At 69.2% G+C, this 26019-nt stretch carries 22 protein-coding genes; all 22 read left to right on the forward strand.

Annotated features, from left to right (window positions below; translation table 11 throughout):
• Nucleotides 1–277, forward strand: a 277-nt coding sequence (locus ACFE87_RS05990) for a division/cell wall cluster transcriptional repressor MraZ (RefSeq protein WP_375458710.1), incomplete at its 5' end; no start/stop codon positions are given.
• Complete coding sequence (rsmH, locus tag ACFE87_RS05995; protein ID WP_375458711.1) at nucleotides 274–1320, forward strand: 16S rRNA (cytosine(1402)-N(4))-methyltransferase RsmH; 1047 nt, start codon at nucleotides 274–276, stop codon at nucleotides 1318–1320. The genes ACFE87_RS05990 and rsmH, both read left to right, overlap by 4 nt.
• Entirely contained in the window at nucleotides 1317–1796 is a 480-nt protein-coding gene (locus ACFE87_RS06000; RefSeq protein WP_375458712.1) for a hypothetical protein, read from the forward strand. The genes rsmH and ACFE87_RS06000 overlap by 4 nt, the downstream gene beginning before the upstream one ends.
• 6 nt (nucleotides 1797–1802) lie before the next feature.
• A complete protein-coding gene (locus ACFE87_RS06005) occupies nucleotides 1803–3608 on the forward strand; it encodes a peptidoglycan D,D-transpeptidase FtsI family protein (protein ID WP_375458713.1) in 1806 nt (601 codons plus the stop codon).
• Between the two features lie 110 nt (nucleotides 3609–3718).
• The gene (locus tag ACFE87_RS06010) at nucleotides 3719–5206 is read left to right on the forward strand and encodes a UDP-N-acetylmuramoyl-L-alanyl-D-glutamate--2,6-diaminopimelate ligase (protein ID WP_375458714.1); all 1488 of its coding nucleotides are present in this window, start codon (nucleotides 3719–3721) and stop codon (nucleotides 5204–5206) included.
• Nucleotides 5203–6648 (forward strand): UDP-N-acetylmuramoylalanyl-D-glutamyl-2,6-diaminopimelate--D-alanyl-D-alanine ligase, encoded by a 1446-nt coding sequence (locus tag ACFE87_RS06015; RefSeq protein WP_375458715.1) that lies wholly within the window; start codon nucleotides 5203–5205, stop codon nucleotides 6646–6648. The genes ACFE87_RS06010 and ACFE87_RS06015 overlap by 4 nt, the downstream gene beginning before the upstream one ends.
• 1 nt (nucleotide 6649) lies before the next feature.
• Nucleotides 6650–7735 (forward strand): phospho-N-acetylmuramoyl-pentapeptide-transferase, encoded by a 1086-nt coding sequence (gene mraY, locus ACFE87_RS06020; RefSeq protein WP_375458716.1) that lies wholly within the window; start codon nucleotides 6650–6652, stop codon nucleotides 7733–7735.
• Nucleotides 7736–7760: 25 nt separating this feature from the next.
• Entirely contained in the window at nucleotides 7761–9152 is a 1392-nt protein-coding gene (gene murD / locus ACFE87_RS06025; protein ID WP_375458717.1) for a UDP-N-acetylmuramoyl-L-alanine--D-glutamate ligase, read from the forward strand.
• A 3-nt stretch (nucleotides 9153–9155) separates the two neighbouring features.
• Nucleotides 9156–10295 carry an FtsW/RodA/SpoVE family cell cycle protein gene (locus ACFE87_RS06030; RefSeq protein WP_375458718.1) on the forward strand — a complete coding sequence of 380 codons (1140 nt, stop codon included), beginning with the start codon at nucleotides 9156–9158 and terminating at the stop codon, nucleotides 10293–10295.
• Nucleotides 10292–11431: an undecaprenyldiphospho-muramoylpentapeptide beta-N-acetylglucosaminyltransferase gene (gene murG, locus ACFE87_RS06035; protein WP_375458719.1), complete on the forward strand. Its 1140-nt coding sequence runs from the start codon at nucleotides 10292–10294 to the stop codon at nucleotides 11429–11431. The genes ACFE87_RS06030 and murG overlap by 4 nt, the downstream gene beginning before the upstream one ends.
• Nucleotides 11432–11450: 19 nt before the next feature.
• A complete protein-coding gene (gene murC / locus ACFE87_RS06040) occupies nucleotides 11451–12869 on the forward strand; it encodes a UDP-N-acetylmuramate--L-alanine ligase (protein WP_375458720.1) in 1419 nt (472 codons plus the stop codon).
• A 52-nt stretch (nucleotides 12870–12921) separates the two neighbouring features.
• Nucleotides 12922–13104, forward strand: coding sequence for a type II toxin-antitoxin system HicA family toxin (locus tag ACFE87_RS06045; protein WP_375458721.1), 183 nt, complete (start codon nucleotides 12922–12924; stop codon nucleotides 13102–13104).
• Nucleotides 13104–13310, forward strand: a complete 207-nt coding sequence (locus ACFE87_RS06050; protein WP_375458722.1) for a type II toxin-antitoxin system HicB family antitoxin — start codon at nucleotides 13104–13106, stop codon at nucleotides 13308–13310. Before ACFE87_RS06045 ends, ACFE87_RS06050 begins: the two co-directional genes overlap by 1 nt.
• A complete protein-coding gene (gene murB, locus ACFE87_RS06055; RefSeq protein WP_375458723.1) occupies nucleotides 13307–14272 on the forward strand; it encodes a UDP-N-acetylmuramate dehydrogenase in 966 nt (321 codons plus the stop codon). Before ACFE87_RS06050 ends, murB begins: the two co-directional genes overlap by 4 nt.
• A gap of 73 nt (nucleotides 14273–14345) precedes the next feature.
• Nucleotides 14346–15281 carry a D-alanine--D-alanine ligase gene (locus ACFE87_RS06060; protein ID WP_375458724.1) on the forward strand — a complete coding sequence of 312 codons (936 nt, stop codon included), beginning with the start codon at nucleotides 14346–14348 and terminating at the stop codon, nucleotides 15279–15281.
• Nucleotides 15248–16243 (forward strand): cell division protein FtsQ/DivIB, encoded by a 996-nt coding sequence (locus ACFE87_RS06065; RefSeq protein WP_375458725.1) that lies wholly within the window; start codon nucleotides 15248–15250, stop codon nucleotides 16241–16243. The genes ACFE87_RS06060 and ACFE87_RS06065 overlap by 34 nt, the downstream gene beginning before the upstream one ends.
• Nucleotides 16240–17568 (forward strand): cell division protein FtsA, encoded by a 1329-nt coding sequence (ftsA, locus tag ACFE87_RS06070; protein WP_375458726.1) that lies wholly within the window; start codon nucleotides 16240–16242, stop codon nucleotides 17566–17568. Before ACFE87_RS06065 ends, ftsA begins: the two co-directional genes overlap by 4 nt.
• A gap of 70 nt (nucleotides 17569–17638) precedes the next feature.
• Nucleotides 17639–19330, forward strand: coding sequence for a cell division protein FtsZ (gene ftsZ / locus ACFE87_RS06075; protein WP_375458727.1), 1692 nt, complete (start codon nucleotides 17639–17641; stop codon nucleotides 19328–19330).
• A 263-nt stretch (nucleotides 19331–19593) separates the two neighbouring features.
• Nucleotides 19594–20541, forward strand: coding sequence for a UDP-3-O-acyl-N-acetylglucosamine deacetylase (lpxC, locus tag ACFE87_RS06080; RefSeq protein WP_375458728.1), 948 nt, complete (start codon nucleotides 19594–19596; stop codon nucleotides 20539–20541).
• 160 nt (nucleotides 20542–20701) lie between these two features.
• Entirely contained in the window at nucleotides 20702–21595 is an 894-nt protein-coding gene (locus ACFE87_RS06085; RefSeq protein WP_375458729.1) for an outer membrane protein assembly factor BamD, read from the forward strand.
• A 12-nt stretch (nucleotides 21596–21607) separates the two neighbouring features.
• Nucleotides 21608–23272: a DNA repair protein RecN gene (gene recN / locus ACFE87_RS06090; RefSeq protein WP_375458730.1), complete on the forward strand. Its 1665-nt coding sequence runs from the start codon at nucleotides 21608–21610 to the stop codon at nucleotides 23270–23272.
• 187 nt (nucleotides 23273–23459) lie between these two features.
• The gene (gene ligA, locus ACFE87_RS06095; protein WP_375458731.1) at nucleotides 23460–25877 is read left to right on the forward strand and encodes an NAD-dependent DNA ligase LigA; all 2418 of its coding nucleotides are present in this window, start codon (nucleotides 23460–23462) and stop codon (nucleotides 25875–25877) included.
• The last annotated feature ends 142 nt before the right edge of the window (nucleotides 25878–26019 follow it).

Below are 26019 nucleotides of genomic sequence, written 5' to 3' on the forward strand. Positions count from 1 at the left end.
GCGGGATCATCTCTCGACGGCCTTGTTCGGCACGAGCGAGATCCTCAAGGTCGATCCGGAGGGGCGCGTCGGCGTGACGGAGTCGGTAAGGGCACATGCAGGGCTGACGGATGCGGTCACCTTCGTGGGCCTGGGTCACAAATTCCAGCTCTGGCAGCCGGATCGGTTCCGCGCGCAACTCGAGGAGGCCCGGGAGCGCGTGCGGGAGCTGAAACGGAATCTCGGCCGGAATGGCGAGGCGAGTATGAGTTCATCACCGCCGAGAGCGCGGGAATGATGACGGGTTGCGGCGGAGGCCTGCATGCCGAAGCCGCTGGCGGACCGGCCCCTCATGTTCCCGTGCTCCTGGCCGAGATCTGTTCGGCGCTCAGGGCCGCCGAGGGCGGCATCTTCGTGGACGGCACCTTCGGGGCCGGCGGCTACACGCGTGCCCTCCTCGCCGCTCATCCGGCGACCCGGGTCGTGGCGATCGACCGCGATCCCGACGCGATCGCCCGGGGTGCGACGCTCGAAGCGTCATTCGAGGGGAGGCTGACGCTCGTCCCCGGCCGGTTCAGTGTTCTCGACCAGCTCGCCGCTGATGCCGGAGCAGAGGCCCCCGACGGCGTCGTCCTCGATATCGGGGTCTCCTCGATGCAGCTCGACGAGCCGGAGCGGGGCTTCTCGTTTCGCACGGACGGGCCGCTCGACATGCGCATGGAACGGTCCGGCCCGAGCGCGGCCGACCTCGTCAACGAGGCGCCGGAGGCCGAGCTCGCCACGATCCTGTACCGCTACGGCGAGGAGCGCCGCTCCCGCGCCATCGCCCGCGGCATCATCGAGCGGCGGCGGCGTGCCCCGATCCGGACGACGGCCGAGCTCACGGAGTTGGTGGCCCGGCATGTCAGGGCGGAGCCCGGCTTCAATCCCGCGACCCGCACCTTCCAGGCGCTTCGGATCGCCGTGAACGACGAACTGGGCCAGCTCGTCGAGGCGCTTCATGCCGCGGAGCGGGCGCTCCGGCCGGGGGGGCGGCTCGCGGTCGTGACCTTCCACTCGCTCGAAGACCGCATCGTCAAGCAGTTTCTCCAGGCCCGCACGAGCCGCCTCCCGCGCGGCTCGCGGCATATGCCGTCGCCCGATCCGGCGGTTCCGACCTTCGAGCCCGCGACCCGGGGTCCCGTCGTTCCCGGAGAGGCCGAACTGGCCCGCAATCCCCGCTCCCGGTCGGCGAAGCTCAGGGCCGCGATCCGGACCGCGGCCCCGCCGCTCGCCCCGCTCGCCGACCTCGCGGCGGCAGCAGGCCTTCCGGGTTCGACCCGGTCGGGAGGCGCCCGGTGATCCGCCTCCTGCACCTCGTCGCGATCACGATGCTGATCGCGTCGGCCGCCTACGCGTACTCGACGAAATACGAGACCCTCTACTACGCCGAGACCCTGGTGAAGACGAAGGCCAAGCGCGACCGGGAGCGCGAGGCCATCGCCGTCGCCAAGGCGGAATGGGCGCTGCTCACCCGACCGGACCGGCTGCAGCGGATGGTCGACCGGCATCTCGATCTGAAGCCGATGGGGATCGCCCAGCTCGTACGGCTCTCGGATCTCCCCGCAAAGCCCTCCAAGGGCGATGCGATCGGAGCGAAACTCGAGACCCTCGGTGTCGAGCCCGGCACGACCGGAAGCCTGAAAGGCGGTTCGCCGAGCCGCGTCGACCCGATCGGCGCCAAGCTCGACGCCCTGTCGAAGAACCGGCCGGCGGCGAAATCCGCCAAGGCCAAGCCGGCCGAGCCCAATACGTCTTCCAAGCCCTCGGCGAGGTAACCCGACATGTCGGTCGAGACCCATCGCGACCCCTACGAGGCCGACGGCGTGGAGCACGAGGTCGTGGACGACCTGCCGGAGGCGGAGCCCCGCGCCCCGCTCGGGCGTCGCCTGGTCGGCGGCGTGCGCGCCATGTTCCGGCTCAGACTCGACAAGAGCGCCGGCCGGGTGATCCTCGTCGGCGGAGCCTTCGCGGCCCTGTTCGCGACGATCAGCGGGCGACTCGTCTATCTTGCGGTTGCGCCGGTCGAGCAGGAGAGCATCCGGCGGTTCGCGTCGAGTGCCAGCGTCGCCTCGCGGCCCGACATCCTCGATCGCAACGGCGAGGTGCTGGCGACCGACGTCCGCACCGTCTCGATCTTCGCCGAGCCTCGGAACATCATCGACAAGGACGAGGCCGTCGAACTCCTGACCGCCGTCCTGCCCGACCTCAACGCGGCCGAACTCCGGGCCAAGCTGAACAAGAAGCGCGGCTTCGTCTGGGTGAAGCGCGAGGCGACCCCGAAGCAGCAGGCCGAGGTCCACCGGCTCGGCATCCCGGGCGTGGGCTTCGTCCCGGAATCGAAGCGCGTCTACCCGAACGGCGTCGCCGGGGCCCACATTGTCGGCTTCGCCAATATCGACAATGTCGGCATCGCCGGCATCGAGAAATACATCGACACCCAGGGCCTGCAGGACCTGAACGGCCTCGGCTTCGCCCGGACGTCCACCGATCTGAAGCCCGTCTATCTCTCGATGGACCTGCGAATCCAGCACGCGATGCGGGACGAGCTCGTGCAGGGAATCGCCCATTTCCGGGCCAAGGCCGCTGCCTCCATGCTGCTCGACGTGACGACCGGCGAGGTGGTCTCGCTCGTCTCGCTGCCGGATTTCGACCCGAACAACCCGGTGGACGCGCTGGAGAAGGACCGGATCAACCGGATGATCGTCGGCGTCTACGAGATGGGCTCGACCTTCAAGGCGCTCACGGTCGCCATGGCGCTCGATTCTGGAAAGGCCAACATCAACTCGAGCTTCGACGCCCGCTCGAAGCTGCAATATGGCCGCTTCTCGATCGGGGATTACCACGCCCAGCGCCGCGTCATGACGGTGCCGGAGATCTTCATCCACTCCTCGAATATCGGCACCGCCAAGATGGCGCTCGCCGTCGGCGTCGAGGGTCACAAGGCCTTCCTGCGCAAGATGGGCCAGCTCGACCGCATGAAGACCGAGCTGCCCGAGAGCGCGATGCCGATCGTGCCGGCCAAATGGGGCGAGCTCAACACGATCACGATCGCGTTCGGGCACGGCGTCGCGGTCGCCCCGATGCAGGCCGCGGCCGCGGTCGGCGCGCTCATGAACGGCGGCTACCTGATGACCCCGACCTTCCTGAAGCGCGAGGAGGCCGAAGCCAAGGCCGGCGCCACTCGGGTGATCAAGCCGGAGACGAGCGAGGCCCTGCGCTACATCATGCGGCTCAACGCCGTGAAGGGCTCGGCCTCGAAGGCGGCGCTCGCCGGCTATTTCGTCGGCGGCAAGACCGGCACGGCCGAGAAGGTCGTCGGCGGCCGCTATTCGAAGAACCGGCTCTTCACGACCTTCATGGCCGTGACCCCGTCGGACCAGCCCCGCTACCTCTTTGTCACCGTCTATGACGAGCCCCAGCCCGCGCCCGGCGACGGCGGCTACGCGACGGCCGCCTACAATGCCGGCGAGTCGACGGGCCGCATCCTCGAGCGCATCGCCCCGATGCTGTCGATCCCGCCCCGTTTCGACCCGCCCGCCAATCCCTTCCCGCTGATGGCCAAGCTCGGCGCCTGGGGCACGCGCTGATGGACGTCCGGCTGGCGCGAGATCGTGTTCTCCCGGCATCTCACCCGGGGACGGTCGGCTCGCGCCTGCCCGGGGGAAGCCATCCGGATACCAACCGTGTAGACATCGGCATGACACAGGGCCGGACCGCCACCCTTTCAGAGCTCTTCCCCGAGACCGGGCCGGAGGGCGAAGCGCTGCCGATCGCCGGCATCGCGGCCGACAGCCGCGGCGTCGCCGAAGGCTTCGCCTTCGTGGCGGTGCCCGGGACGAAGGCCAACGGCGCGGCTTTCATCGCCGATGCACTGGCGCGCGGCGCGACGGCGATCGTGGGCGAGGTCGAGCGACCGCCAACCCTCTTCCCCGAAGTGCCGTATATCCGCGTCGGCGACGCCCGGCGGGCGCTGGCGCTCGCGGCCGCGCGGCTTCATCCCGGCCAGCCCGGGACGATCGTCGCCGTGACGGGCACGAGCGGGAAGAGCTCGGTCGCGGATTTCACGCGGCAGCTTTTCGCGGCCCAGGGACGCGAGAGCGCGAGCCTCGGCACGCTCGGGATCGTGACTTCGCGCGGCGCCGATTACGGCTCGCTTACCACGCCAGACCCGATCACGCTGCACTACCAGCTCGAGGAACTTGCGGCCGACGGGGTGACCCACCTCGCCATGGAAGCCTCGTCGCACGGGATCGAGCAGCGCCGGCTCGACGGCGTCCGGCTCGCGGCGGCGGCCTTCACCAATCTCGGCCGCGACCATCTCGATTATCACGAGACGCTCGAGGCGTATCTCGAGGCGAAGCTCCGGCTGTTCCGTGAGTTGCTCGCCCCGGGTCTCCCCGTCGTCGTCAACATGGACGGCGCCGAGGCGGCGCGGGTGGTCGACGCTGCCGCGGCCCATGGCGCTCGTCTCGTTACGGTCGGGCGCGACGGCGAGGCGCTTCGGCTCCTCGATGTGGTCCGCGCCGGATTCGCCCAGCGCCTCACGGTTCGGATCGCCCGCCCGCGCGGCGGATCGCATCTGGACCTGCCGGTCGACCTGCCCCTCGTTGGGGGCTTCCAGGCGGAGAACGCGCTGGTGGCGGCCGGCCTCGTCATGGCGACGCTGCCGGATGTCGACCCTGCCGAAATCCTGGAAAGCCTGTCGGGGCTCACCGGCGTTCCCGGCCGCCTGGAGCGGGTCGGCGAGGTCCGGGGGGCGCTGGCCATCGTGGACTACGCCCATAAGCCGGACGCCCTCGAACAGGTCCTCGCGACGCTCCGGCCCTTTGCCTCCGGCCGGCTCGTCTGCGTGTTCGGCTGCGGCGGCGACCGCGACCGCGGCAAGCGCCCGATCATGGGCGGGATCGCCGCGCGAGGCGCCGACACCGTGGTCGTGACCGACGACAATCCGCGGAGCGAAGACCCGGCCGCGATCCGGGCCGAGATCCTCGCCGCCGCACCCGGCGCCCGAGAGATCGCCGATCGCGGCGAGGCGATCCGGACGGCCGTGCGAGGCCTCGGACCGGGCGACGTTCTCGTCGTTGCCGGCAAGGGTCATGAAACCGGCCAGATCGTGGGCGACCGGACCCTGCCGTTCTCGGATCATGATGCCGTGCGGACGGCCATCCGGGAGATCGCCGCGTGAGCCTGCAACCCCTCTGGACGCTGGACGAGCTGGCGGCGCTCCCGACAGCCCGGCTCGTCGGCGTGGCGAAGCCGGCGACCGGCATCTCGATCGATTCCCGCACCCTCGTCCCGGGCGACCTCTTCTTCGCGATCCGTGGCGTGGCGAGCGACGGGCATGACCACGTCCGCGGCGCCCTCGAAAGGGGGGCATCGGCCGCCGTGGTCGCCGAAGCGCGCGCGGGCGAGTTCACCGATGCCGGTCCTCTGGTCGCCGTCTCCGACACCCTGACGGCGCTTCAGGATCTCGGCTGCATGGCGCGGGCGCGGAGCCGCGCCCGGATCGTTGCCGTAACGGGCTCGGTCGGGAAGACCGGCACCAAGGAGGCGTTGCGGCTCGTCCTCTCAGGCTTCGGCCGGACTCATGCCGCGACGGCCTCCTTCAACAATCACTGGGGCGTGCCGGTCACGCTCGCCCGCATGCCGCGCGATGCCGAGTTCGGCGTGTTCGAGATCGGCATGAACCATCCGAGCGAGATCCTGCCGCTCACCGCGATGGTCCGGCCCCATGTCGCGGTCGTGACCACGGTCGAGCCCGTCCACATCGCCCACTTCCGCTCGGTCAGCGGGATCGCGGATGCGAAGGGCGAGATCTTTTCGGGCGTGGAGACGGGCGGGGTCGCGGTCATCACCCGGGACAGCCCCTTCTTCGACCGCCTCGCGGCCCATGCAGGGGCTTCGGCCGCCGGCCGGATCATCGGCTTCGGCGAGAATGGGAAGGCCGACGTGCGGGCGGTCCGGATTTCGGCCGGGCCGGATTCCTCCATGGTCGAGGCCGACGTGCTCGGCCGCCGCGTCGCCTACCGGATCGGGATGGCGGGACGGCATGTCGCCCAGAATTCTCTTGCGGTCCTCGCCTGCGCGGCCGCGCTCGGCCTCGACATCGGCCGGGCGGCCTCCGCCTATGCCGGCCTCACGCCGCCGGCCGGCCGCGGCGAGCGTTTGCAACTCTTCGCGCCTTCGGGCGAGTTCGTCCTGATCGACGAGAGCTTCAACGCCAACCCGGCCTCCATGCGGGCCGCCCTCGAAACGCTGGCCCTCTGCCACGTGCCTCCCGGCGGCCGCCGCATCGCGGTGCTGGCCGATATGGGCGAGCTCGGGGAAACCGGCCCGGCCGCCCACCTGGCGCTCGCCGGTTCGGTCGTGGCGTCCGGCGCCGATCTCGTCTTCGCGGCCGGCCCCCTCACGCGCCGCTTATGGGACGCGTTGCCCGAGCGGCTGCGCGGCGCCTATGCCGACGACGCCGGGGCGCTTGAGCGGCACGTCGTCGGCGCGGTCCGGGGCGGCGACGTCGTGATGGTCAAGGGCTCGAAATCGACTCTCGTGTCGAAGATCGCCGCCGCGCTCGCGTCACGTTTCCGCGCGCCCGCCGCCGACGCACGCGCCGCTACGGCCAGGACCTGACATGCTGATTTTCCTGGCCGACCTCAACGGCTACTTTTCGCCGCTCAACGTCTTTCGCTACATCACCTTCCGGACGGCGGGGGCGGTCGCGACCGCGCTCCTCTTCGTGTTCTGGCTCGGACCGGCGGCGATCTCCTCGCTCCGCATCCGGCAAGGCAAAGGCCAGCCCATCCGCGAGGACGGCCCGCAATCCCATCTCCTGACGAAGCGCGGCACCCCCACGATGGGCGGGCTGATGATCCTCGCCGGGCTCCTCGTCGCAACCGTGCTCTGGGCCGACCCGCGCAACCTCTATGTCTGGGTCGTGGTACTGGTGATGCTCGGTTTCGGGGCGATCGGCTTCTACGACGACTTTCTCAAGGTCACGAAACAATCCCATGCGGGTTTTTCCGGCAAGGGCCGGCTCACGCTCGAGATCCTGATCGGGCTCATCGCCTGCACGGCCATCGCCTTCATCGCGACGCCCGGCCTGTCGAACAAGCTATCGGTGCCCTTCTTCAAGGACCTGCTCCTTGATTTCGGCTGGTTCTACATCGCCTTCGGAGCCTTCGTGATCGTGGGCGCCGGCAATGCCGTGAACCTGACCGACGGCCTCGACGGTCTCGCGATCGTGCCCGTGATGATTGCCGGCGCGACCTTCGGCTTCATCGCCTATCTGGCCGGCAACGCGATCTTCGCCAACTATCTCCAGATCCGCTTCGTGCCCGGGACCGGCGAACTCGCGGTCCTGTGCGGGGCGCTCCTCGGAGCGGGCCTCGGCTTCCTCTGGTTCAATGCGCCCCCGGCCCAGGTCTTCATGGGTGACACGGGGTCGCTCGCACTCGGCGGCCTTCTCGGCACGACGGCGATCGCGACCAAGCACGAGGTCGTGCTCGCGATCGTCGGAGGTTTGTTTGTGGTCGAGGCCCTCTCGGTCTTCATCCAGGTCGGATATTTCAAGGCGACCGGAAAGCGCTTCTTCCGGATGGCTCCTATCCATCACCATTTCGAACAGATCGGCTGGACCGAGTCGCAGGTCGTGATCCGCTTCTGGATCATCGCCGCTTTGCTGGCCCTGGTCGGGCTATCCACGCTGAAGCTCCGGTGATGGACGCGGCGAGAGGCCCATTGCCGTGACCCCCGTCACGACCTTTGCGGGGCGGCGCGTCGCGCTGTTCGGGCTCGGCGGCTCGGGGCTTGCGACAGCGCTCGCCCTCCAGGCCGGCGGAGCCGACCTCGTCGCCTTCGACGACGATCCGGCGAGCGTCGGAAGGGCCGCCGGGGAGGGGGTTCCGACGGCCGAGCTCCGGGAGGAGGATTGGTCGCGCCTCGCGGCCCTGGTCCTGGCGCCGGGCGTGCCGCTGACCCATCCGGCCCCGCATTGGACCGTCGAGCGGGCGAAAGCCTCCGGGATCGAGGTCATCGGCGACATCGAGCTCTTCTGCCGCGAGCGGGCGAAGATCGCTCCGGACGCACCCTTCGTCGCGATCACCGGCACGAACGGCAAGTCGACGACGACCGCCCTCGTCGCCCACCTTCTGCGCGAAGCCGGGGCCGACGTTCAGATGGGCGGCAATATCGGCACGGCCATCCTGTCGCTCGCCCCTCCTGGGGACGAGCGCGTCCACGTGATCGAGATGTCCTCGTTCCAGATCGACCTCACGCCGTCGTTGGCGCCGAGCGTCGGCGTGCTGATGAACATCTCGCCGGATCATCTCGACCGGCATGGCAGCATGGAGCGTTACGCGGCCATCAAGGAGCGCCTGGTCGCGGGCGCCGAGACCGCGATCGTCGTGATCGACGACGCCCCGAGCCGGGCGATCTACGACCGGCGCGCGGCGAGCGGCCGTCCGGTCGTCGCCATCGCCGAAGATATGCTGCCGGCCGATGGCTACCATTACGAAGGCTCGCGCGTCTTCGCGACCCGGGGCACGACCACCCGCAAGGTCGCCGAATTGAAGGGGATCGGCTCGCTTCGCGGGGTGCACAACGCCCAGAACGCTGCCGTGGCTTTGGCCGTCGCCGACGCGCTCGGGGCCGAGGAGGAGAGCGTCGTCGCGGCACTCGCGACCTTCCCGGGCCTGCACCATCGAATGGAAGAGGTCGGACGGATCGGCACGGCGGTATTCGTGAACGACTCGAAGGCGACGAATGCCGATTCCGCTGAGAAGGCGCTCGCCTCCTTCGACGACGTTTTCTGGATTCTCGGCGGCCGGCCGAAGGAGGGCGGCATCGCCCCGCTCGCCGCGTATTTCCCGCGCGTCGCCAAGGCCTACCTGATCGGCGACGCGGCCCCGGACTTCGCCGCGACGCTGGAGGGTGCCGCGCCCTACCTGCATTGCGGCACGCTGGACCGGGCCGTCTCGGCCGCCGCCGCGGACGCCGCGGCCTCCGGCCTCGACGAGCCCGTGATCCTGCTCTCGCCCGCCTGCGCGTCCTACGACCAATATCCGAATTTCGAGCGCCGCGGCGACCATTTCCGCGATCTGGTCCGGGCTCTGCCCGGCATCACCCTGAAGGGCTGACCCATGTCCTCGCGCGCTGAACGGACCTTTGTCGGCGACTGGCTCTGGACGGTCGACCGGACCCTCCTGGCCGCGCTCGGCGCCCTGATGTTGGCGGGTCTCGTCTTTCTGATGGCGGGCGGGCCGCCGGTGGCCGAGCGATTGGGTCTCTCGCCCTTCCATTTCGTGAACCGGCAGGTTCTCTACCTGATACCGGCGGTCATGATCCTCGTCGCGGTCTCGTTCCTGCCGCTGCGGCTCGTGCGCCGGCTGGCTCTTCTCGTCTACGTGGCGGCCATCGCGCTCTGCGTTCTCGCCCTCCATTTCGGACCCGAGATCAAGGGCGCGCATCGCTGGATCCAGTTCGGGCCGCTCGGCATCCAGCCGTCCGAATTCGTGAAGCCGGCCTTCGTCATCCTGGCCGCCTGGGCCTTCTCCGAAGGCGCCCGGCGCCGGGACATGCCGGGCGCGCTGCTCGCCCTCCTGCTTCTGCCTGCGACGATCGCGCCGCTGATCCTGCAGCCGGATTTCGGCCAGACGATGCTGATCGCGATCACCTGGTGCGGCCTCTTCTTCGTGGCCGGCCTGCATTGGCTGTGGGTCGTCGGCCTCGGTGGCTTCGGCATGGTCGGGGTCGGGCTGGCCTACAAGCTCCTGCCGCACGTGCGCGACCGGTTCGAGCGCTTCATGAGCAAGGATTCCGGCGACAGCTTCCAGGTCGCGACCGCGCTCGACAGTTTCACCAAGGGTGGCTGGCTCGGCCGCGGCCCGGGCGAGGGGACCATCAAGCGCGTCCTGCCGGACGCCCATACCGACTTCATCTTCTCGGTGACGGGCGAGGAATTCGGCATCGTCGTCTGCCTCGCGGTGCTCGCGCTGTTCGCCTTCATCGTGCTCCGCGGTCTCGCGCTCGCGCACCGCAGCGAGGACACCTTCATCCGCCTCGCCGTGACCGGCCTCGTCCTGATGTTCGGCCTCCAGGCCTGCATCAACATGATGGTCAACGTTCATCTGATGCCGGCGAAAGGCATGACGCTTCCCTTCGTCTCCTATGGTGGCTCGTCCCTGCTCTCGCTCGCGCTCGGCATGGGCTTCCTGATCGCGCTGACCCGAAGGCGGCCCCGGGCCGAGATGCTGGACCGGCTGCAGCGGACGAGACCGTGACGGCACGGGCTCCGCTCGTCGTCATCGCGGCCGGCGGCACGGGCGGGCATCTCTTCCCGGCGGAAGCCCTGGCCGTGGTGCTGAACCGCCTCGGCGCCCGGGTGGCCCTCGCGACGGATGGGCGGGTCGACGAGATCGCCCGCACCTTCCCGGCCGAACGCGTCATGGAGATCCCGGCCGCAACCCCTTCCGGCGGCTCGATCCTGTCCAAGGGTTTCGCGGCGCTGAAGCTCGGACGGGGCGTGATGCGGGCGCTGTCGGCGCTCCGGGCCGACCGCCCGGCCTGCCTCGTCGGGTTCGGCGGCTACCCGAGCGTGCCGCCCGTCTTCGCCGCCACCATCCTGCAGATCCCGACCCTCATCCACGAGCAGAACGGCGTCGTCGGACGCGCCAACCGCTTCCTGCTCGGACGTGTGACCGCCATCGCGACCGGGTTCCAGATCGTGCGGGGCATCCCGGACGGGCTGGCCGGCAAGCGCTATCACACCGGCAACCCGATCCGTCCGGCCGTCGTCGAGGCGGCCCGCATCCCCTATTCGGAGCCGAGCCCCGACGGGGAGCTTCGCCTTCTCGTGTTCGGCGGAAGCCAGGGCGCCAGGGTGATGAGCGAGATCGTGCCGGCCGCACTCGCCTCGCTGCCGGCGGCATCACGGGAACGGCTCCGGGTCGCGCAGCAGGCGAGGCCGGAGGATTTCGAGACCGTGCGCCTCGCCTATGCCGAGGCCGGGATCTCGGCCGAGGTGGTCCCCTTCTTCGCCGACCTGCCTCGCCGGATGGGGGACGCGCATCTCGTCGTCTCGCGGTCGGGGGCCTCCACGGTCGCGGAACTCGCGGCCATCGGCCGGCCGGCGATCCTCGTGCCCCTGCCGGGTGCGCTCGACCAGGACCAGGCCGCCAACGCCGGCACGCTGGCCGAGATCGGCGCCGCGACCCTGATTACGCAGCCCGACTTCACGCCGGAGCGCCTCGCGGCCGAGATCGCGGCCCGCCTCGCCGACCCCTCCGGCTTGACCCGGGCTGCGGCGGCGGCGAAGAGCGCCGGCGTCACCGACGCGGCGGAGCGCCTCGCCGCGATCGTCCTGAGCCTCGGCAAGATCCCGGTTCCGGGCGATCAGCAAGGGGGCGCCGGGATATGACGATGTCAGGAAGACCCTCATGAAACTGCCCCCGAAGCTCGGCCCCATCCACTTCATCGGCCTCGGCGGCATCGGCATGTCGGGCATCGCCGAGGTGATGCACAATCTCGGCTACACGGTGCAGGGCTCTGACGCGGCTGACAATTACAATGTTCGCCGCCTCGCCGAGAAGGGCGTGAAAACGTTCATCGGCCACGAGGCTTCGAACGTCGACGGCGCCGCGGTTGTCGTCGTGTCGACCGCCATCAAGCGCAACAACCCCGAACTCACGATGGCGCGCGAAAAGCGTCTGCCGGTCGTCCGCCGCGCCGAGATGCTGGCCGAGCTGATGCGCTTCAAGAGCTGCGTCGCGATCGCCGGCACCCACGGCAAGACCACGACGACCTCGCTCGTTGCCACGCTCCTCGATGCCGGCGGGATGGACCCGACCGTGATCAACGGCGGCATCATCAACGCCTACGGCACCAACGCCCGCATGGGCACGGGCGACTGGATGGTGGTCGAGGCGGACGAATCCGACGGCACCTTCCTGAAGCTGCCGGCCGACGTCGCCATCGTGACGAATATCGATCCGGAGCATCTTGACCATTTCGGCTCCTTCGACGCGATCAAGGATGCCTTCCGGTCCTTCATCGACAACATCCCGTTCTACGGCTTTGCCGTCATGTGCATCGACCATCCGGTGGTGCAGGACATGGTCGGCCGGATCGAGGATCGCCGGGTCATCACCTACGGCGAGAACCCGCAGGCCGACGTCCGGCTGATCGACATCGACCAGAGGGGTGGCCGCAGCCGCTTCCGCGTGCTGATCCGCGACCGGAGGCCCGGTTACCGGCTCGAGCTCGACGGGCTCGAGATGCCGATGCCGGGCAAGCACAACGCCCTGAACGCGACCGCCGCGATCGCGGTCGCGCACGAGCTCGGCATCTCGCCGGACAACATCCGCAAGGGCATCGCCGGCTTCGGCGGGGTGAAGCGCCGCTTCACCCGCACCGGCGAGTGGAACGGGGTCGAGATCTTCGACGATTACGGCCATCATCCTGTCGAGATCGCGGCCGTGCTGCGGGCGGCCCGCGCCTCGACCGACGGGCAGGTGGTCGCGATCGTGCAGCCGCACCGCTACACCCGGCTGTCCTCCCTGTTCGAGGATTTCTGCACCTGCTTCAACGACGCCGACACGGTCATCGTGGCGCCCGTTTACGCGGCCGGCGAGCTGCCGATCCCGGGTGCCGACCGAGACGGTCTCGTCTCGGGATTGAAGTCGCGCGGCCATCGCAACACCATGGCGCTCGAGCGTTCCGAGGACCTGGCCGGCATCGTCCGAGGGCAGGCCAAGCCCGGCGACTACGTCGTCTTCCTGGGCGCCGGCAACATCACGCAATGGGCCTACGCGCTTCCGGGCGAACTCGCAGGCCTCGGCGCGGCAGAGGCGGCGTAACGGCGGGCGGATGAGGGCGCTGACGTAGGCTGGCGTGAGGGTCCGGGACGTCATGCGTCGGATCGAGGGCGAGGGCTGGTATCTCGTTGCAACCCGCGGCAGCCACAGGCAGTACAAGCACCCGGACCAGCCGGGACGGTCACGATCGCCGGAAAACCGTCCGACCGATATCGCGCCGGGAACATTGGGCAGCATCCTGAAACAGGCCGGCCTCGAGCCGGAAGGGAGACGGTGATGCGCTACGCTGTCGTCATCGAGGAGGCGGGCGAGGGTTACTCCGCCTATGTTCCGGACCTCCCGGGCTGCATCGCGACCGGTCGGACGATCGATGTGGTCGAGCAGGAAATTCGCGAAGCCATGCGCTTCCATCTCGAGGGAATGGCCGAGGACGGGGTTCCCGTTCCGCGTCCTACCAGTCGTGCGGAATACATCGAGGCGTGAACATTCTTCGGTCCCGACCAAGAGAGGGGGGACAGGGCGCGCTCGCCGCCGACCTCCGGGCCGCCATCCCGGGCCTGCGCGGATCGCTCGAACCGGATGCGCCCATGGCGCCGCTCTCGTGGTTCCGGGCGGGCGGGCCGGCCGAATTGCTGTTCACGCCGGCCGACGAGGCCGATCTCGCGCTCTTTCTCGCGCGCTGCCCCGAGGACATCCCGATTCTCGTGGTCGGGCTCGGCTCGAACCTCCTCGTGCGCGACGGCGGTGTCGTGGGGGTCGTGGTCCGGCTCGGAAAGCCGTTTGCCGCCGTCGAGATCCTGACCGGCCACCGGGTCCGGGCCGGCGCAGGCGCGCCGGATGTGAAGGTCGCGCGCGCGGCAGCGGAGGCCGGCATCGACGGGCTTACCTTCCTGCGCGGCATCCCGGGGGCCATCGGCGGCGCCTTGCGGATGAATGGCGGCGCCTATGGCGGAGAGACCGCCGACGTCCTCGTCGAGGCGCGCGCGCTCGATCGGCAGGGCAGGGCGGTGACGCTCACCCGTGACGACATGCATTTCACCTATCGGCATTGCGGCGTTCCGGAGACGCTGATCTTCACCGAAGCCCTGTTCCAGGGCCGTCCCGGCGATCCGGCCGCGATCCTGGCGGCGATGGGCGCGATCACCGACCAGCGCGCCGCGACCCAGCCCGTGAATACCCGAACCGGCGGCTCGACCTTCAAGAACCCGCCCGGTGCGAAGGCCTGGGAACTCGTCGACCGGGCCGGCTGCCGCGGCCTCCGCCGCGGCGCGGCCCAGGTGTCGGAGCTGCATTGCAACTTCCTCGTCAATCATGGCGGAGCGAGCGCGGCCGATATCGAGAAGCTCGGGGAGGAGGTCAGGCACCGCGTGCGGGAGCAGAGCGGGGTCGAACTGGAATGGGAGATCCGGCGCGTTGGCTCTGGACCGAACGGTTCCGAACGCTAAGGGTAGCTCACCCTCGGACCAGCGGAACGACTCGATCGTCTGCGTTGACCCGTCCTGACGAAAGTAGCTGCCGATGCCCACCACCGCCCCCAAACACGTCGCCGTCCTGATGGGTGGCTGGTCGGCCGAGCGGGAGGTGTCGCTGAATTCCGGGCGGGCCTGCGCCAAGGCGCTTCAGGAACAGGGCTACCAGGTTACGCCAATTGACGTGCAGCCGGACGTGGCGCGCGTGCTCCAGGCGGTGAGGCCGACCGTGTGCTTCAATGCCCTCCACGGCCGCTACGGCGAGGACGGCACGATTCAGGGCCTGCTAGAGCTGCTGCAGATCCCCTACACCCATTCCGGCGTGCTCGCCTCCGCGCTCGCCATGCACAAGGAGCGGGCGAAGCAGGTCATGCGGGCGGCGGGCGTGAGCGTGCCCGACGGGGTGGTCGTGAAGCGTGGCGAGGCGGCCACACGCCACGTGCTTCCGCCGCCCTACGTCGTGAAGCCCGTGAACGAAGGCTCGTCGGTCGGCGTCATCATCGTGCGCGAGGACAGGACCCATCCTGCGCAGGAGGTGGGCCGCGAGGATTGGCCGTTCGGCGACGAGGTCCTGGTCGAAAAGTTCATTCCCGGCAGGGAGTTGACCTGCGCCGTGATGGGCGACCGGGCGCTCGGCGTGATCGACATCAGGCCCGCCACGGGCATCTTCTACGACTATGACGCGAAGTATGCCGAGGGCGGCTCGATCCACGTCCTTCCTGCTGAAATTAAACCAAATATTTACCAGCGCGTCCAAGAGTTGGCGTTAACGGCGCATCAAGCACTCGGGTGTCGCGGCGTCAGCCGCACCGACCTTCGATACGACGACACGCCCGGTGGAACGGACGAGGTCGTCGTGCTGGAGGTCAACACCCAGCCTGGAATGACGGCAACGTCCTTGGTGCCCGAAATGGCGGCCTATGCAGGCCTTACGTTCGGCGAGCTTGTGAAATGGATGGTGGAGGACGCGTCCTTGAACCGCTGACCGGCAGCGCCGGTAGCGCCGGCGCAAGCCGGCCTGCGGCGGCGCGCCAGGACAGCCTTCTCGACCGCCTTCCCCGTCACCTGTTCAGGCTGTCCTCGCCCCTCGATTCTCTAGGTTTCCGGCGCCGCTCGTCGGTCGCCGTGCCGCTGTCCCGGCGGATCCCCCACCTCGCCGGCACCTTCCTGACGCTCGGCTTCTTCGGCCTGATCGCCGGCTACGGTCTCGTCCTGAACGGTGACTATGCCGAATTCGCCCGCACTCACGGCGACCCGCGCGACACGGTTGCGCGGGCGCTCGGCTTCGGGATCGAGAAGGTCACGATCGCTGGAATCGCGAGACTGCCGGAGAGCTACATCCTCGACCTCGCCGGCATCACGCCGGGCAGCTCGATGCCCTTCCTGAACGCGGCCGAGGCCCGCGAGCGGCTCCTCGCCGACCCCTTCATCCAGAGCGTCGAGGTCCGCAAGCTCTATCCGGGCGAGCTCGTCCTGACGCTGGTCGAGCGCGAGCCCTACGCGCTGTGGCAGCGGGACGGCGAACTCTTCGTCGTCGCGCGGGACGGAACCGCGATCGACCGGCTGCGCGACCGTTCGCTTGCCTCGCTTCCGCTCGTCGTGGGCGAAGGGGCGAACCTCCAGGCCCCGGCCTATCTGGCGCTCCTGGAGGCCGCAGGGCCGCTCCGCTCCAAGGTCCGGGCCGGCATGCTGATCTCCGGCCGCCGCTGGACCCTCAAGATGGAGAACGGGCTCGACATCCGGCTCCCGGAGGAGGGTGCCCCGGCCGCCATGGCCCGGCTCGTCCGGCTCGACCGCGAATCCGGTCTCCTCGGCAAGGATGTCCTGGCGATCGACCTCCGCATGTCGGACCGGGTCGTCGTTCGGCTCACCGAAGAGGCGGCGGCTGCCCGGAGCGAGAACGGCAAGAAGAAAATTCAGCGTGGCGTGAAGGGGATCGAGACGTGAGCCTGCAGGACCACGGACTGACACCCCGCCTGAAACCCCTCCCGACGCGCCGGACGGCGACGCTGTCGGTGCTGGATGTCGGCACGAGCAAGGTCGTCTGCCTGATCGCCGAGCTGCGCCCCGTTCCCGAGGGCGAGGCGCTCCGCGGTCGGACGCATCTCGCCCGCGTCCTCGGCATCGGGCACCAGCGATCGCTCGGCCTGAAGGGCGGCGCCGTGATCGATCTTGAAGCGGCCGAAAGCGCGATCCGGCCGGCCATCCACGCCGCCGAGCGCATGGCCGGCGTCGAGGTGAAGTCCGTCATCGTGAATCTCACGGGCGGCCGCCTCGCCTCGCATCATTTCGCCGCTCACGTGCCGGTTCGGTCCGGGATGGTCTGTTCTTCCGATATCGGTGGGGTGCTGGAGGTCGCGAGCAACCACACGCTTCGTCCCGGCCGCGCCGTCCTGCATGCGCTGCCGACCGGCTTCTCGCTCGATGGCCAGTCGAGCATCGTCGAGCCCTCCGGAATGATCGGCGAGAGGCTCGGGGTCGATCTCCACGTCGTCACGGCGGAAGCGGCCTCGTCCCGCAACCTGATGCTCGCGATCGAGCGCAGCCATCTCGACATCGAGGCCGTGATCGCGACGCCCTACGCGTCCGGCCTGTCCACGCTCGCAGACGACGAGGCCGAAATGGGCGTCGTCGTGATCGACATGGGCGGCGGCACGACCTCCTGGGGCGTGTTCTCGGGCGGCCACCTCGTCCATGCCGACGCGATCGCGGTCGGCGGCCATCACATCACCATGGACCTCGCCCGCGGGCTCACCACGACGGTGAACGCGGCGGAGCGCCTGAAGACGCTCTACGGGACTGCGCTGTCGTCGGGCTCGGACGACCGCGACATGGTTGCCGTGCCCCATATCGGCGACGACGACGAGCGCGAGAGCGCCCGCCACGTGCCCCGGGCCCAGCTCGTGCGGATCATCAAGCCGCGCGTCGAGGAGATCCTCGAACTCGTCCGCGACCGCCTCCGGAATGCCGGCTACGCCGCCCAGGCCGGGCGCCGGATCGTGCTGACCGGCGGCGCGAGCCAGCTGATGGGCCTGCCGGACGTCGCGAGCCGCGTGCTGCAGGGGCAGGTCCGGATGGGGCGCCCCCTCGGCATCAAGGGGTTGCCGGAAGCCGGCAAGGGCCCGGCCTTCTCGGCCGCGGTCGGCCTGCTGGTCTATCCGCAGGTCGCGCATATCGAGCATTTCGAACCCCGAGGACGGCGGCCTTTCGCCGGGTCTGGGACCGGGGGCTATTTCGAGCAGGTGAGACGATGGATCGGCGAAAGTTTCTGACGACGCAGGCGACGTTGGTCGCCGGCGCAGCACACGGGGCCAATCACGGGGCCAAGGAGAGGGTTCGGTCATGATCAATCTGCAAGCCCCGGACATCCGGGAACTGAAGCCCCGCATCACCGTCTTCGGTGTGGGTGGCGCCGGCGGAAACGCCGTGAACAACATGATCGAATCGGGCCTGATGGGCTGCGATTTCGTCTGCGCGAACACGGACGCCCAGGCGCTGTCGTCGTCGCGTTGCGAGCGCATCATCCAGATGGGCCTCGGCGTGACCCAGGGCCTCGGCGCGGGTTCGCAGCCCGAGGTCGGGCGCGCGGCGGCCGAGGAGGTCATGGACGAGGTCCGCGACCAGCTCTCCGGCTCGCACATGGCCTTCATCACGGCCGGCATGGGCGGCGGCACCGGCACCGGCGCCGCGCCGGTCATCGCCAGGGCTGCCCGCGAGATGGGCATCCTGACGGTCGGCGTCGTGACGAAGCCGTTCCAGTTCGAGGGCGTGCGCCGCATGCGGGTCGCCGAGGCCGGCGTCACCGAGTTGCAGCAGCATGTCGACACGCTGATCGTCATCCCGAACCAGAACCTGTTCCGGGTCGCGAACGAGAAGACGACCTTCGCGGACGCCTTCGCGATGGCCGACCAGGTGCTCTATTCGGGCGTCGCCTGCATCACCGACCTGATGGTCAAGGAAGGCCTCATCAACCTCGACTTCGCCGACGTCCGCGCCATCATGCGGGGCATGGGCAAGGCGATGATGGGGACCGGCGAGGCCACCGGCGAGAAGCGCGCCAGCCGCGCGGCGGAAGCCGCGATCGCGAATCCGCTCCTCGACGAGGTCTCGATGAAGGGGGCCCGCGGCCTCCTGATCTCGATCACGGGCGGGCGCGACCTGACCCTCTACGAGCTCGACGAGGCTGCCACCCGCATCCGCGAGGAGGTCGACAGCGAGGCGAACATCATCCTGGGCGCCACCTTCGACGAATCGCTCGAAGGCACGATCCGGGTGTCGGTCGTGGCGACCGGCATCGACCAGCCGGCGATCGCCGAAGCCCCGCTCTCGGCGACCGAGCAGCGGATCGCCGAGGTGGCCGAGCGGCTTCGCGCCGAGGCGCGCCTCCGGGCGACACCTCCGGCCGAGGCCGGCCGTCCGCCGGAAGTCTCGTCCAACGCCCGTGCCGCGGAAATCGTGGCTCAGGCGGCGGCCGAGATCCCGATGCCGAGCGTCGTCCATAACGACGTGACGCTGACCCCGGCCCCGGCCAAGGGCGCGGCTTACGAGCCGATCGCACCCGTCGCCCAGCCGAAGCCGGAATCGGTCGCCCCGCAGCCGACTCACTTCCTCCCCCCGGAAGCGGAGCGCGCCCTGCGCTCGCCCCGCATGCCCCGGATGGAAGAATTGCCCCAGCCGGCGCAGAAGAAGCTGCGCGCGCATCGCGGCGAGGGCGAGAGCATCGGCCAGGAGGCAAGGGGATTGCTCCGTAAGCTCGCGACCGTCGGCTTCGGCCGGCGGGAGGAGCCCGCGGCCCAGCCTCACGCGTCCTATTCGGAGCCGGCAGGCCTGCCGCCGCAGATCCCGGCTCCCGAGCCGGCCCCGCGGACGATGCCGTCCACCCATGCCGAATATGCCAAACGCGCCCCGGCCGCGATCCCGTACCGGCCCGCGACCGGCGGCCTCGACGCGCAGGGCCGGGTCGCCTCGCCGCCGCGCGCCAATGACGAGGATCACCTCGAAATCCCAGCCTTCCTGCGCCGCCATTCGAGCTGAACGCCCCTCCAGGACGCGACGGCCCCGACGTGTTTCGGGGCCGTTCGCGTTGGGAGAGCCGCGCGAAACACCTTTGTAACAGAGCGTAAGAAACCGTGATTTGGCCCCTCCCCGCGCCTGGACTAGGTTCTCCAGGCACATGTTGATGGGCAGCGCGTCCGCGTTGACAAGGACCGCGCCCGATCGGGGCATTAAACGGGCGAGATCAGGAAGCTGGCGGATGCAATGTCACGCCGCGGCGGAACTCGGCCCTAGGTGAGCGAATGAAATCGAGCCTGCAAGCCACTCTTGGCGCACCTGTCTCGCTGTCCGGCATCGGCGTTCATTCCGGCAAGACGGTCAATGTTCATCTCCACCCGGCGCAAGCCAATCATGGCATCGTCTTCCTGCGCACCGGTCTGCCGAATGGCCGTGACCGGCTGATCGAAGCCCGGCATGCTTCCGTGACCGCGACGGAACTCTGCACCGTCCTCGGCCAGCGTGAATCGGGCGCCGTCGCTACTGTCGAGCACCTGATGTCGGCCCTGAGCGGCCTTGGCATCGACAACGCCCTCATCGAGATCGACGGCGCCGAGGTGCCGATCCTCGACGGCTCCGCGGCCGCTTTCGTCGACGCGATCGACCAGGTCGGGATCGTCCGGAGCCGCGCCGTCCGCAAGCAGATCCGTGTGCTGCGGCCGGTACGGGTCGAAAAGGGCATCGGCTCGGCGGAATTGCTGCCGAATTCCAAGGGCTTCCGTCTCGACGTCGAGATCGATTTTCAAAATCCCATCATCGGCCGTCAGCGCAAGGTGGTCGACCTGACCCCGGTCTCGTTCCGGCGCGAAATCTCCCGGGCCCGGACCTTCGGCTTCATCGGCGATGTCGAGAAGCTCTGGAAGGCGGGCTTCGCGCTCGGCGCCTCGCTCGAGAACACCGTCGCGATCGGCGACGATCAGGTGATAAACCCCGAAGGCCTTCGCTTCGCCGACGAGTTCGTCCGTCACAAGATGCTGGACGCCGTCGGCGATCTCTCCCTCGCGGGTTACCCTCTTCTGGCGACGTACCGGTCCTATTGCAGCGGCCATCGCCTCAATGTCGCCGTCTTGGAAGAGCTTCTCTCCGATCGGGCAAACTACGCCATCGTAGACGGCGAGGCACGGCGCGAGTCGGGTTACGCGGAGATCGGAAACGGCATCGCCGTTCCGGCCTACGCCCCCGACCTGCACTAGGCAAGGCACCGGACATCACCACGGACGCATGGGGCCGAATACGGTTCCGGCCGGGTGTGGCGGAAGGGTCATAGCCGCTCTCGCCCCGATGTCGTAGTCGTCCTGCGAGACTGGGTGGCGTGTTGCCATCGCCGCCGCGACGAACGAGGGCCGACGCCGCATGTTCGACATCACTGCCTGGAAACGAGGGGCAACCCTTGCTCTGCGTGCCGCGCTGATCGCGGGGGCCGGTGCCGGTCTCGCCGGTTGCGATACGCTGTCCTCGCTCAATCCGTTCGATACCGCCGAAAAATACGAGATGAAGATCGTGGCCGACGTGCCGGCCGAGAAGGTCTACGATCAGGGCCTCGGTCGCATGAAGAACAGCGATCACGAGGGCGCCGCCAAGCGGTTTGCCGATCTCAGCAAGAACTATCCGTATTCGGAATGGGCGCGCAAAGGTCTCATCATGGAGGCCTACGCCAATTACGAAGGCCAGAAATGGGACGACGCGATCACGGCGTCCAAGAGCTACATCAGCAAATATCCGAACACGAAGGACGCGGCGTACGCGCAATATCTGTACGCGATGTCGAACTACAACCAGATCCCTGATACGAGCCGCGACCAGGAACGGGCAGAAAAGGCGCTGGTCGCTCTAACCGAACTCGTGCAGCGCTATCCGCAATCCGAATATGTCAGCGACGCGCGCTATCGCATCCAGGTGGCTCGCGATCAGCTCGCGGGCAATCAGATGGAGGTCGGCCGCTACTATCTCGAGCGCCGGAACTACACCGCGGCCATCAACCGGTTCCGCGACGTCGTCGCCAAGTACCAGACCACACGGCACATCGAGGAGGCTCTCGAACGGTTGACCGAGGCCTATATGGCGCTCGGCCTGACTGGCGAGGCCCAGACTGCCGCGGCGGTGCTCGGGCACAACTTCCCCGACAGCCAGTGGTACAAGGATTCCTACGCGCTGCTCCGCAGCGGCGGGCTTGAGCCGCGCGAGGATAGCGGCTCCTGGATCAGCCGGTCGTTCAAGGGGCTCAAAGTCGCGGTCGTCGGAGAGTAGAGCGGGCCGCGCATGCTTGCGCAGCTTGCGATCCGCAACATCGTCCTGATCGAACGGCTCGAGATCCGTTTTCCGGCCGGCCTGACCGTGCTCACCGGCGAGACCGGCGCCGGCAAGTCCATTCTCCTCGACGCATTCGCCCTCGCCCTCGGCGGGCGGGGCGACGGCGCGCTCGTTCGTCACGGGGAATCCCAGGGTCAGGTCACGGCCGTCTTCGACGTGCCGGTCGACCATCCGGCCCGGCGCCTCGCCGAGGCGGCCGATCTCGAGATCGATGGCGACTTGATCCTACGGCGCGTGCAGTTCGCCGATGGCCGCACGCGCGCTTTGGTCAACGACCAGCCCGTCAGTGTCCAGGCCCTGCGCTCGATCGGCGCGAGCCTCGTCGAGATCCACGGGCAGCATGCGGACCGGGCCCTCGTCGACCCCGCAAGTCACCGCGCCATCCTCGACGGCCATGCCGGCCTTGGCGCCGACGCCCGGGCCGTTGCGGACGCAGCCCGGCGGGTCCGCGACTCCCGGTCGGCGCTGGCCGAGCACGAGGCCCGGATGGCGGAGATCCGCAAGGAGCGGGATTACCTCGCCCATGCGGTCGAGGAGCTAATGATTCTCGCGCCCGAAGCCGGCGAGGAGGTTGCGCTCTCCGAACGGCGTCAGCTCATGCAGGGCGCCGAGAAGGTCGCGGCCGACCTCGCCGACACGGCCGAATCGATCTCGGGCCCGGTGCCCGGGCTGCTCGCCGCTTTGCGCAAGCTTGAACGGCGCTCCGCCATGGCGGCGTCCATCGTCGCCCGCCCGGTTGCCGCGCTCGACGCCCTGATGGTGGCTTTCGACGAGGCTGAATTGGCCTTGGCCGAAGCCATGCGGGCCGCGGAATTCGACCCGGCCGAACTCGAGCGGACCGAGGAGCGGCTGTTCAAGCTCCGGGCCGCCTCGCGCAAGTTCAACGTTCCGGCGGATGATCTCGCCGTCCTCCGCGACCGGTTCGCGACGGAGCACGCCGCGATCGAGGCCGGGGAAGAGGAACTGGCACGGTTAGCCACGTCGCTGGCCGAAGCCGATCTCGCCTATGTGGGCGCGGCCGACCGATTGTCGAAGGCCCGCCACGCGGCGGCCGCGACGCTCGATCGCGCCGTCGGCGAGGAACTCGTGCCCTTGCGGCTCGGACGCGCCCGCCTCTTCACCCGCATCGAGACCGACCGCAGCGCGCGCGACCCGGCCGGGTTCGACCGCGTCGAATTCTGGGTCGAGACCAATCCCGGCACCCGGCCTGGGCCTCTGATGAAGGTCGCCTCGGGCGGGGAATTGTCGCGTTTCATCCTCGCACTGAAAGTCGTCCTCGCCGATCGCGGCTCGGCCCCGACGCTCGTCTTCGACGAGGTCGATACGGGGGTCGGCGGCGCCGTCTCGGACGCGATCGGCCAGCGCCTGGCGCGGCTTGCCGACCGGGTGCAGGTGATGGCCGTCACCCACGCGCCCCAGGTCGCGGCGCGGGCGACGAGTCACTTCTTGATCGCAAAGTCCTCGCCCCGTGGCAGCGACCGTGTCCTGACCGAAGTCTCGGCCCTCCAGCCCAGCTCCCGCCGCGAGGAGATCGCCCGCATGCTGGCCGGCGCCCAGGTCACCGAGGAGGCGAGGGCGGCCGCCGGACGGCTGATCGAGGCGGGGCAGGTGTGAGGCCGATCTCGTTCGCTGAACGCGTCAGTGCGAACGGCCGTCATGGCGAGGAGCGTCAGCGACGAAGCAACCCAGGAGCCAGCGCGCCGGCCTCTGGGTTGCTTCGCTACGCTCGCAATGACGGAGAGAGGCCAAGCTCGCCGAAACCCTTCAATATGGCGCCGTGAGCGGAACGTCTGACAACGACATGCCGATAGATACCAAAGCTCGCGGCATCCCGGTCACCGATCTCACGCCCGATGCGGCCCGTGCGGAGCACGAATGGCTCGGGGCCGAACTCGCGGAGCACGACCGGCGCTATTTCCAGGACGACGCGCCCACAATTTCGGACGGAGAATACGACGCGCTTCTCCGTCGCTACGAGGCGCTCGAGGCGGCGCATACCGAACTCGCCACCGCCGACAGCCTGACCGAGACGGTCGGCGCAAAACCCTCCGACCGCTTCGCCAAGCGTCGGCACCGGGTGCCGATGCTGTCGCTCGGCAAGGCCTATTCCGAGGGGGACGTAGCCGATTTCGTCGCCCGGGTGCGGCGCTTCCTGCGGCTCCCGGACGATGCGCCGCTCGCGATGACGGCCGAGCCCAAGATCGATGGCCTCTCGCTCAGCCTGCGCTACGAGGGTGGCATTCTCGTCCACGCGACGACGCGCGGCGACGGCGCTGTTGGCGAGGATGTGACGCCGAGTGCCCGCACCGTCCGGGACATCCCGGAGCGGCTCAAGGGCGAGGGTTGGCCCGAGATCTTCGAGGTGCGGGGCGAGGTCTATCTCACTCACGCGGATTTCGCCGCGATCAATGCCGAGCAGGTCGCGGCAGGGAAGCCCGAGATCGCCAATCCGAGGAACGGAGCCGCGGGAAGCCTGCGGCAAAAGAACGTCGCGGTCACCGCGTCGCGTCCGCTCCGGTTCCAGGCCTATGCCTGGGGCGAGGTCGCCCCGGAGATGCCGGCCGCAACGCAAGCCGGCATGGTGGCCGTGCTGGCGGAATGCGGTCTCGAGACGAGCCCGCTCCTGCGGCTCTGCCACAACGTCGAGGAGATGCTGGCGCAGTATCGGGCGATCGAGGCCAAGCGCGGGGCCCTCGGCTACGACATCGATGGCGTGGTCTACAAGGTGGACGATCTCGCGCTCCAGGCCCGGCTCGGCTTCGTGTCGCGCGAGCCGCGCTGGGCCATCGCCCACAAATATTCGGCCGAGAGGGCCGTCACGATCCTGGACGACATCGAGATCCAGGTCGGCCGCACGGGCTCGCTGACCCCTGTTGCGAAGCTTCGGCCCGTGACGGTCGGCGGCGTCGTCGTCCGGAACGCGACCCTGCATAACGAGGACGAGATCGCCCGCAAGGACGTGCGGGTCGGCGACACCGTCGAGATCCAGCGCGCCGGGGACGTGATCCCACAGGTCTTGGGCGTGGTCGAGGGCAAGCGCCCGCCCCGGTCGTCGAAGCCCTACGACTTCCCGAAGACCTGCCCGGTCTGCGGCTCGAACGCGACGCGCGAGATCAATCCCCGCACCGGCCGCGAGGACGTGGTGCGGCGCTGCACCGGCGGGCTGATCTGCGCAGCGCAGGCCGTCGAGCGGCTCCGCCATTTCGTGGCCCGCAACGCCTTCGACATCGAGGGCCTCGGCGGCACGCTGGTCCAGGCCTTCCACGACCGCGGCCTCGTGCGGGACCCGGCCGACCTCTTTCGGCTCGGTTATGACGACGTGAAGGCGGCGCTCGAGGAGCACCGGGCGGCGCTCTCGGCCGAGCGCTACGAGCGCGAGGGGAGGGTGCCTCCGAAGAAGGGAAAGGCCAAGGCCGCAGCCGAGGAGGCGGTCTCCGTCAGAAAACTTCTGGACGCCATCGCGGAACGCCGGCGCGTGCCGCTGCAGCGTTTCATCTTCGCGCTCGGCATCCGGCATGTCGGCGAGACGACAGCGCGGGCGCTGACCCGGCATTTCGCGGATGTTGCGGCCCTCGTGGCCGGGCTCGATGCGGCCCGGGCCGCCCAGCCCGGAGCCGCCTGGTTCGAGCTCAGCACCGCGGAGAATGTCGGAGGCGTCTCGCGCGACGCGCTCGTCGCCTGGGGCGCCGAGCCGGCGCCGCCTGCCGAACTCTCGCTTGACGAGGTCCCCGTGCGCCTCAACACGAAGCAGCGCGAGGCCCTGCGCGAGCGCTACCCCGATGCTGCCGCTCTGCACGCGGTCGCGTCGCGGGCGGCGACCGGCGTTGCCGGCGAGGCCTATCTCGAACTCGCGCGCGACCCCGATATCGGCCCGGTCGCGACCGAGGCGCTGATCCAGTTCTTCGAGGAGGCGCATAACCGCAAGGCCGTGGAGGCTCTCGCGGCCGAGGTCGCTACCGATCCGCCGGAGAAAACAGCCTCTGCCTCGCCCGTGACAGGCCAGACCGTCGTCTTCACCGGCTCGCTCGAACGCATGACCCGCGACGAGGCCAAGGCCACGGCCGAGCGCCTCGGCGCGAAGGTGTCCGGCTCCGTTTCGAGCAAGACCGACCTCGTCATCGCCGGGCCGGGAGCCGGGTCGAAGCTCGCCCAGGCCGAGAAGCTCGGCGTGCGGGTGATCTCGGAAGACGATTGGTTCGTGCTGATCGGGCAGGGCTGAGCGGGGTGCGTGCTTCGAGACGCGGCCTCCGGCCGCTCCTCAGCATGACGCCGTTGGTGGATGGGACCCTTCAACCCGGCGTCATGCTGAGGAGGCCTGCGCAGCAGGCCGTCTCGAAGCACGCACCAGGGCTGCGCCCGTG

Source organism: uncultured Enterovirga sp. (assembly GCF_964242715.1).
GTDB lineage: Bacteria > Pseudomonadota > Alphaproteobacteria > Rhizobiales > Beijerinckiaceae > Enterovirga.

Coding starts and splice junctions, on each gene's coding strand:
- murC (WP_375458720.1), top strand. CDS start 11,451: ATGAAACTGCCCCCGAAGCTCGGCCCCATCCACTTCATCGGCCTCGGC.
- ftsZ (WP_375458727.1), top strand. CDS start 17,639: ATGATCAATCTGCAAGCCCCGGACATCCGGGAACTGAAGCCCCGCATC.
- ACFE87_RS06060 (WP_375458724.1), top strand. CDS start 14,346: ATGCCCACCACCGCCCCCAAACACGTCGCCGTCCTGATGGGTGGCTGG.
- mraY (WP_375458716.1), top strand. CDS start 6,650: ATGCTGATTTTCCTGGCCGACCTCAACGGCTACTTTTCGCCGCTCAAC.
- ACFE87_RS06010 (WP_375458714.1), top strand. CDS start 3,719: ATGACACAGGGCCGGACCGCCACCCTTTCAGAGCTCTTCCCCGAGACC.
- lpxC (WP_375458728.1), top strand. CDS start 19,594: ATGAAATCGAGCCTGCAAGCCACTCTTGGCGCACCTGTCTCGCTGTCC.
- ACFE87_RS06005 (WP_375458713.1), top strand. CDS start 1,803: ATGTCGGTCGAGACCCATCGCGACCCCTACGAGGCCGACGGCGTGGAG.
- ACFE87_RS06085 (WP_375458729.1), top strand. CDS start 20,702: ATGTTCGACATCACTGCCTGGAAACGAGGGGCAACCCTTGCTCTGCGT.
- recN (WP_375458730.1), top strand. CDS start 21,608: ATGCTTGCGCAGCTTGCGATCCGCAACATCGTCCTGATCGAACGGCTC.
- ACFE87_RS06030 (WP_375458718.1), top strand. CDS start 9,156: ATGTCCTCGCGCGCTGAACGGACCTTTGTCGGCGACTGGCTCTGGACG.
- rsmH (WP_375458711.1), top strand. CDS start 274: ATGATGACGGGTTGCGGCGGAGGCCTGCATGCCGAAGCCGCTGGCGGA.
- ACFE87_RS06045 (WP_375458721.1), top strand. CDS start 12,922: ATGCGTCGGATCGAGGGCGAGGGCTGGTATCTCGTTGCAACCCGCGGC.
- ACFE87_RS06050 (WP_375458722.1), top strand. CDS start 13,104: ATGCGCTACGCTGTCGTCATCGAGGAGGCGGGCGAGGGTTACTCCGCC.
- ACFE87_RS06065 (WP_375458725.1), top strand. CDS start 15,248: ATGGATGGTGGAGGACGCGTCCTTGAACCGCTGACCGGCAGCGCCGGT.
- ligA (WP_375458731.1), top strand. CDS start 23,460: ATGCCGATAGATACCAAAGCTCGCGGCATCCCGGTCACCGATCTCACG.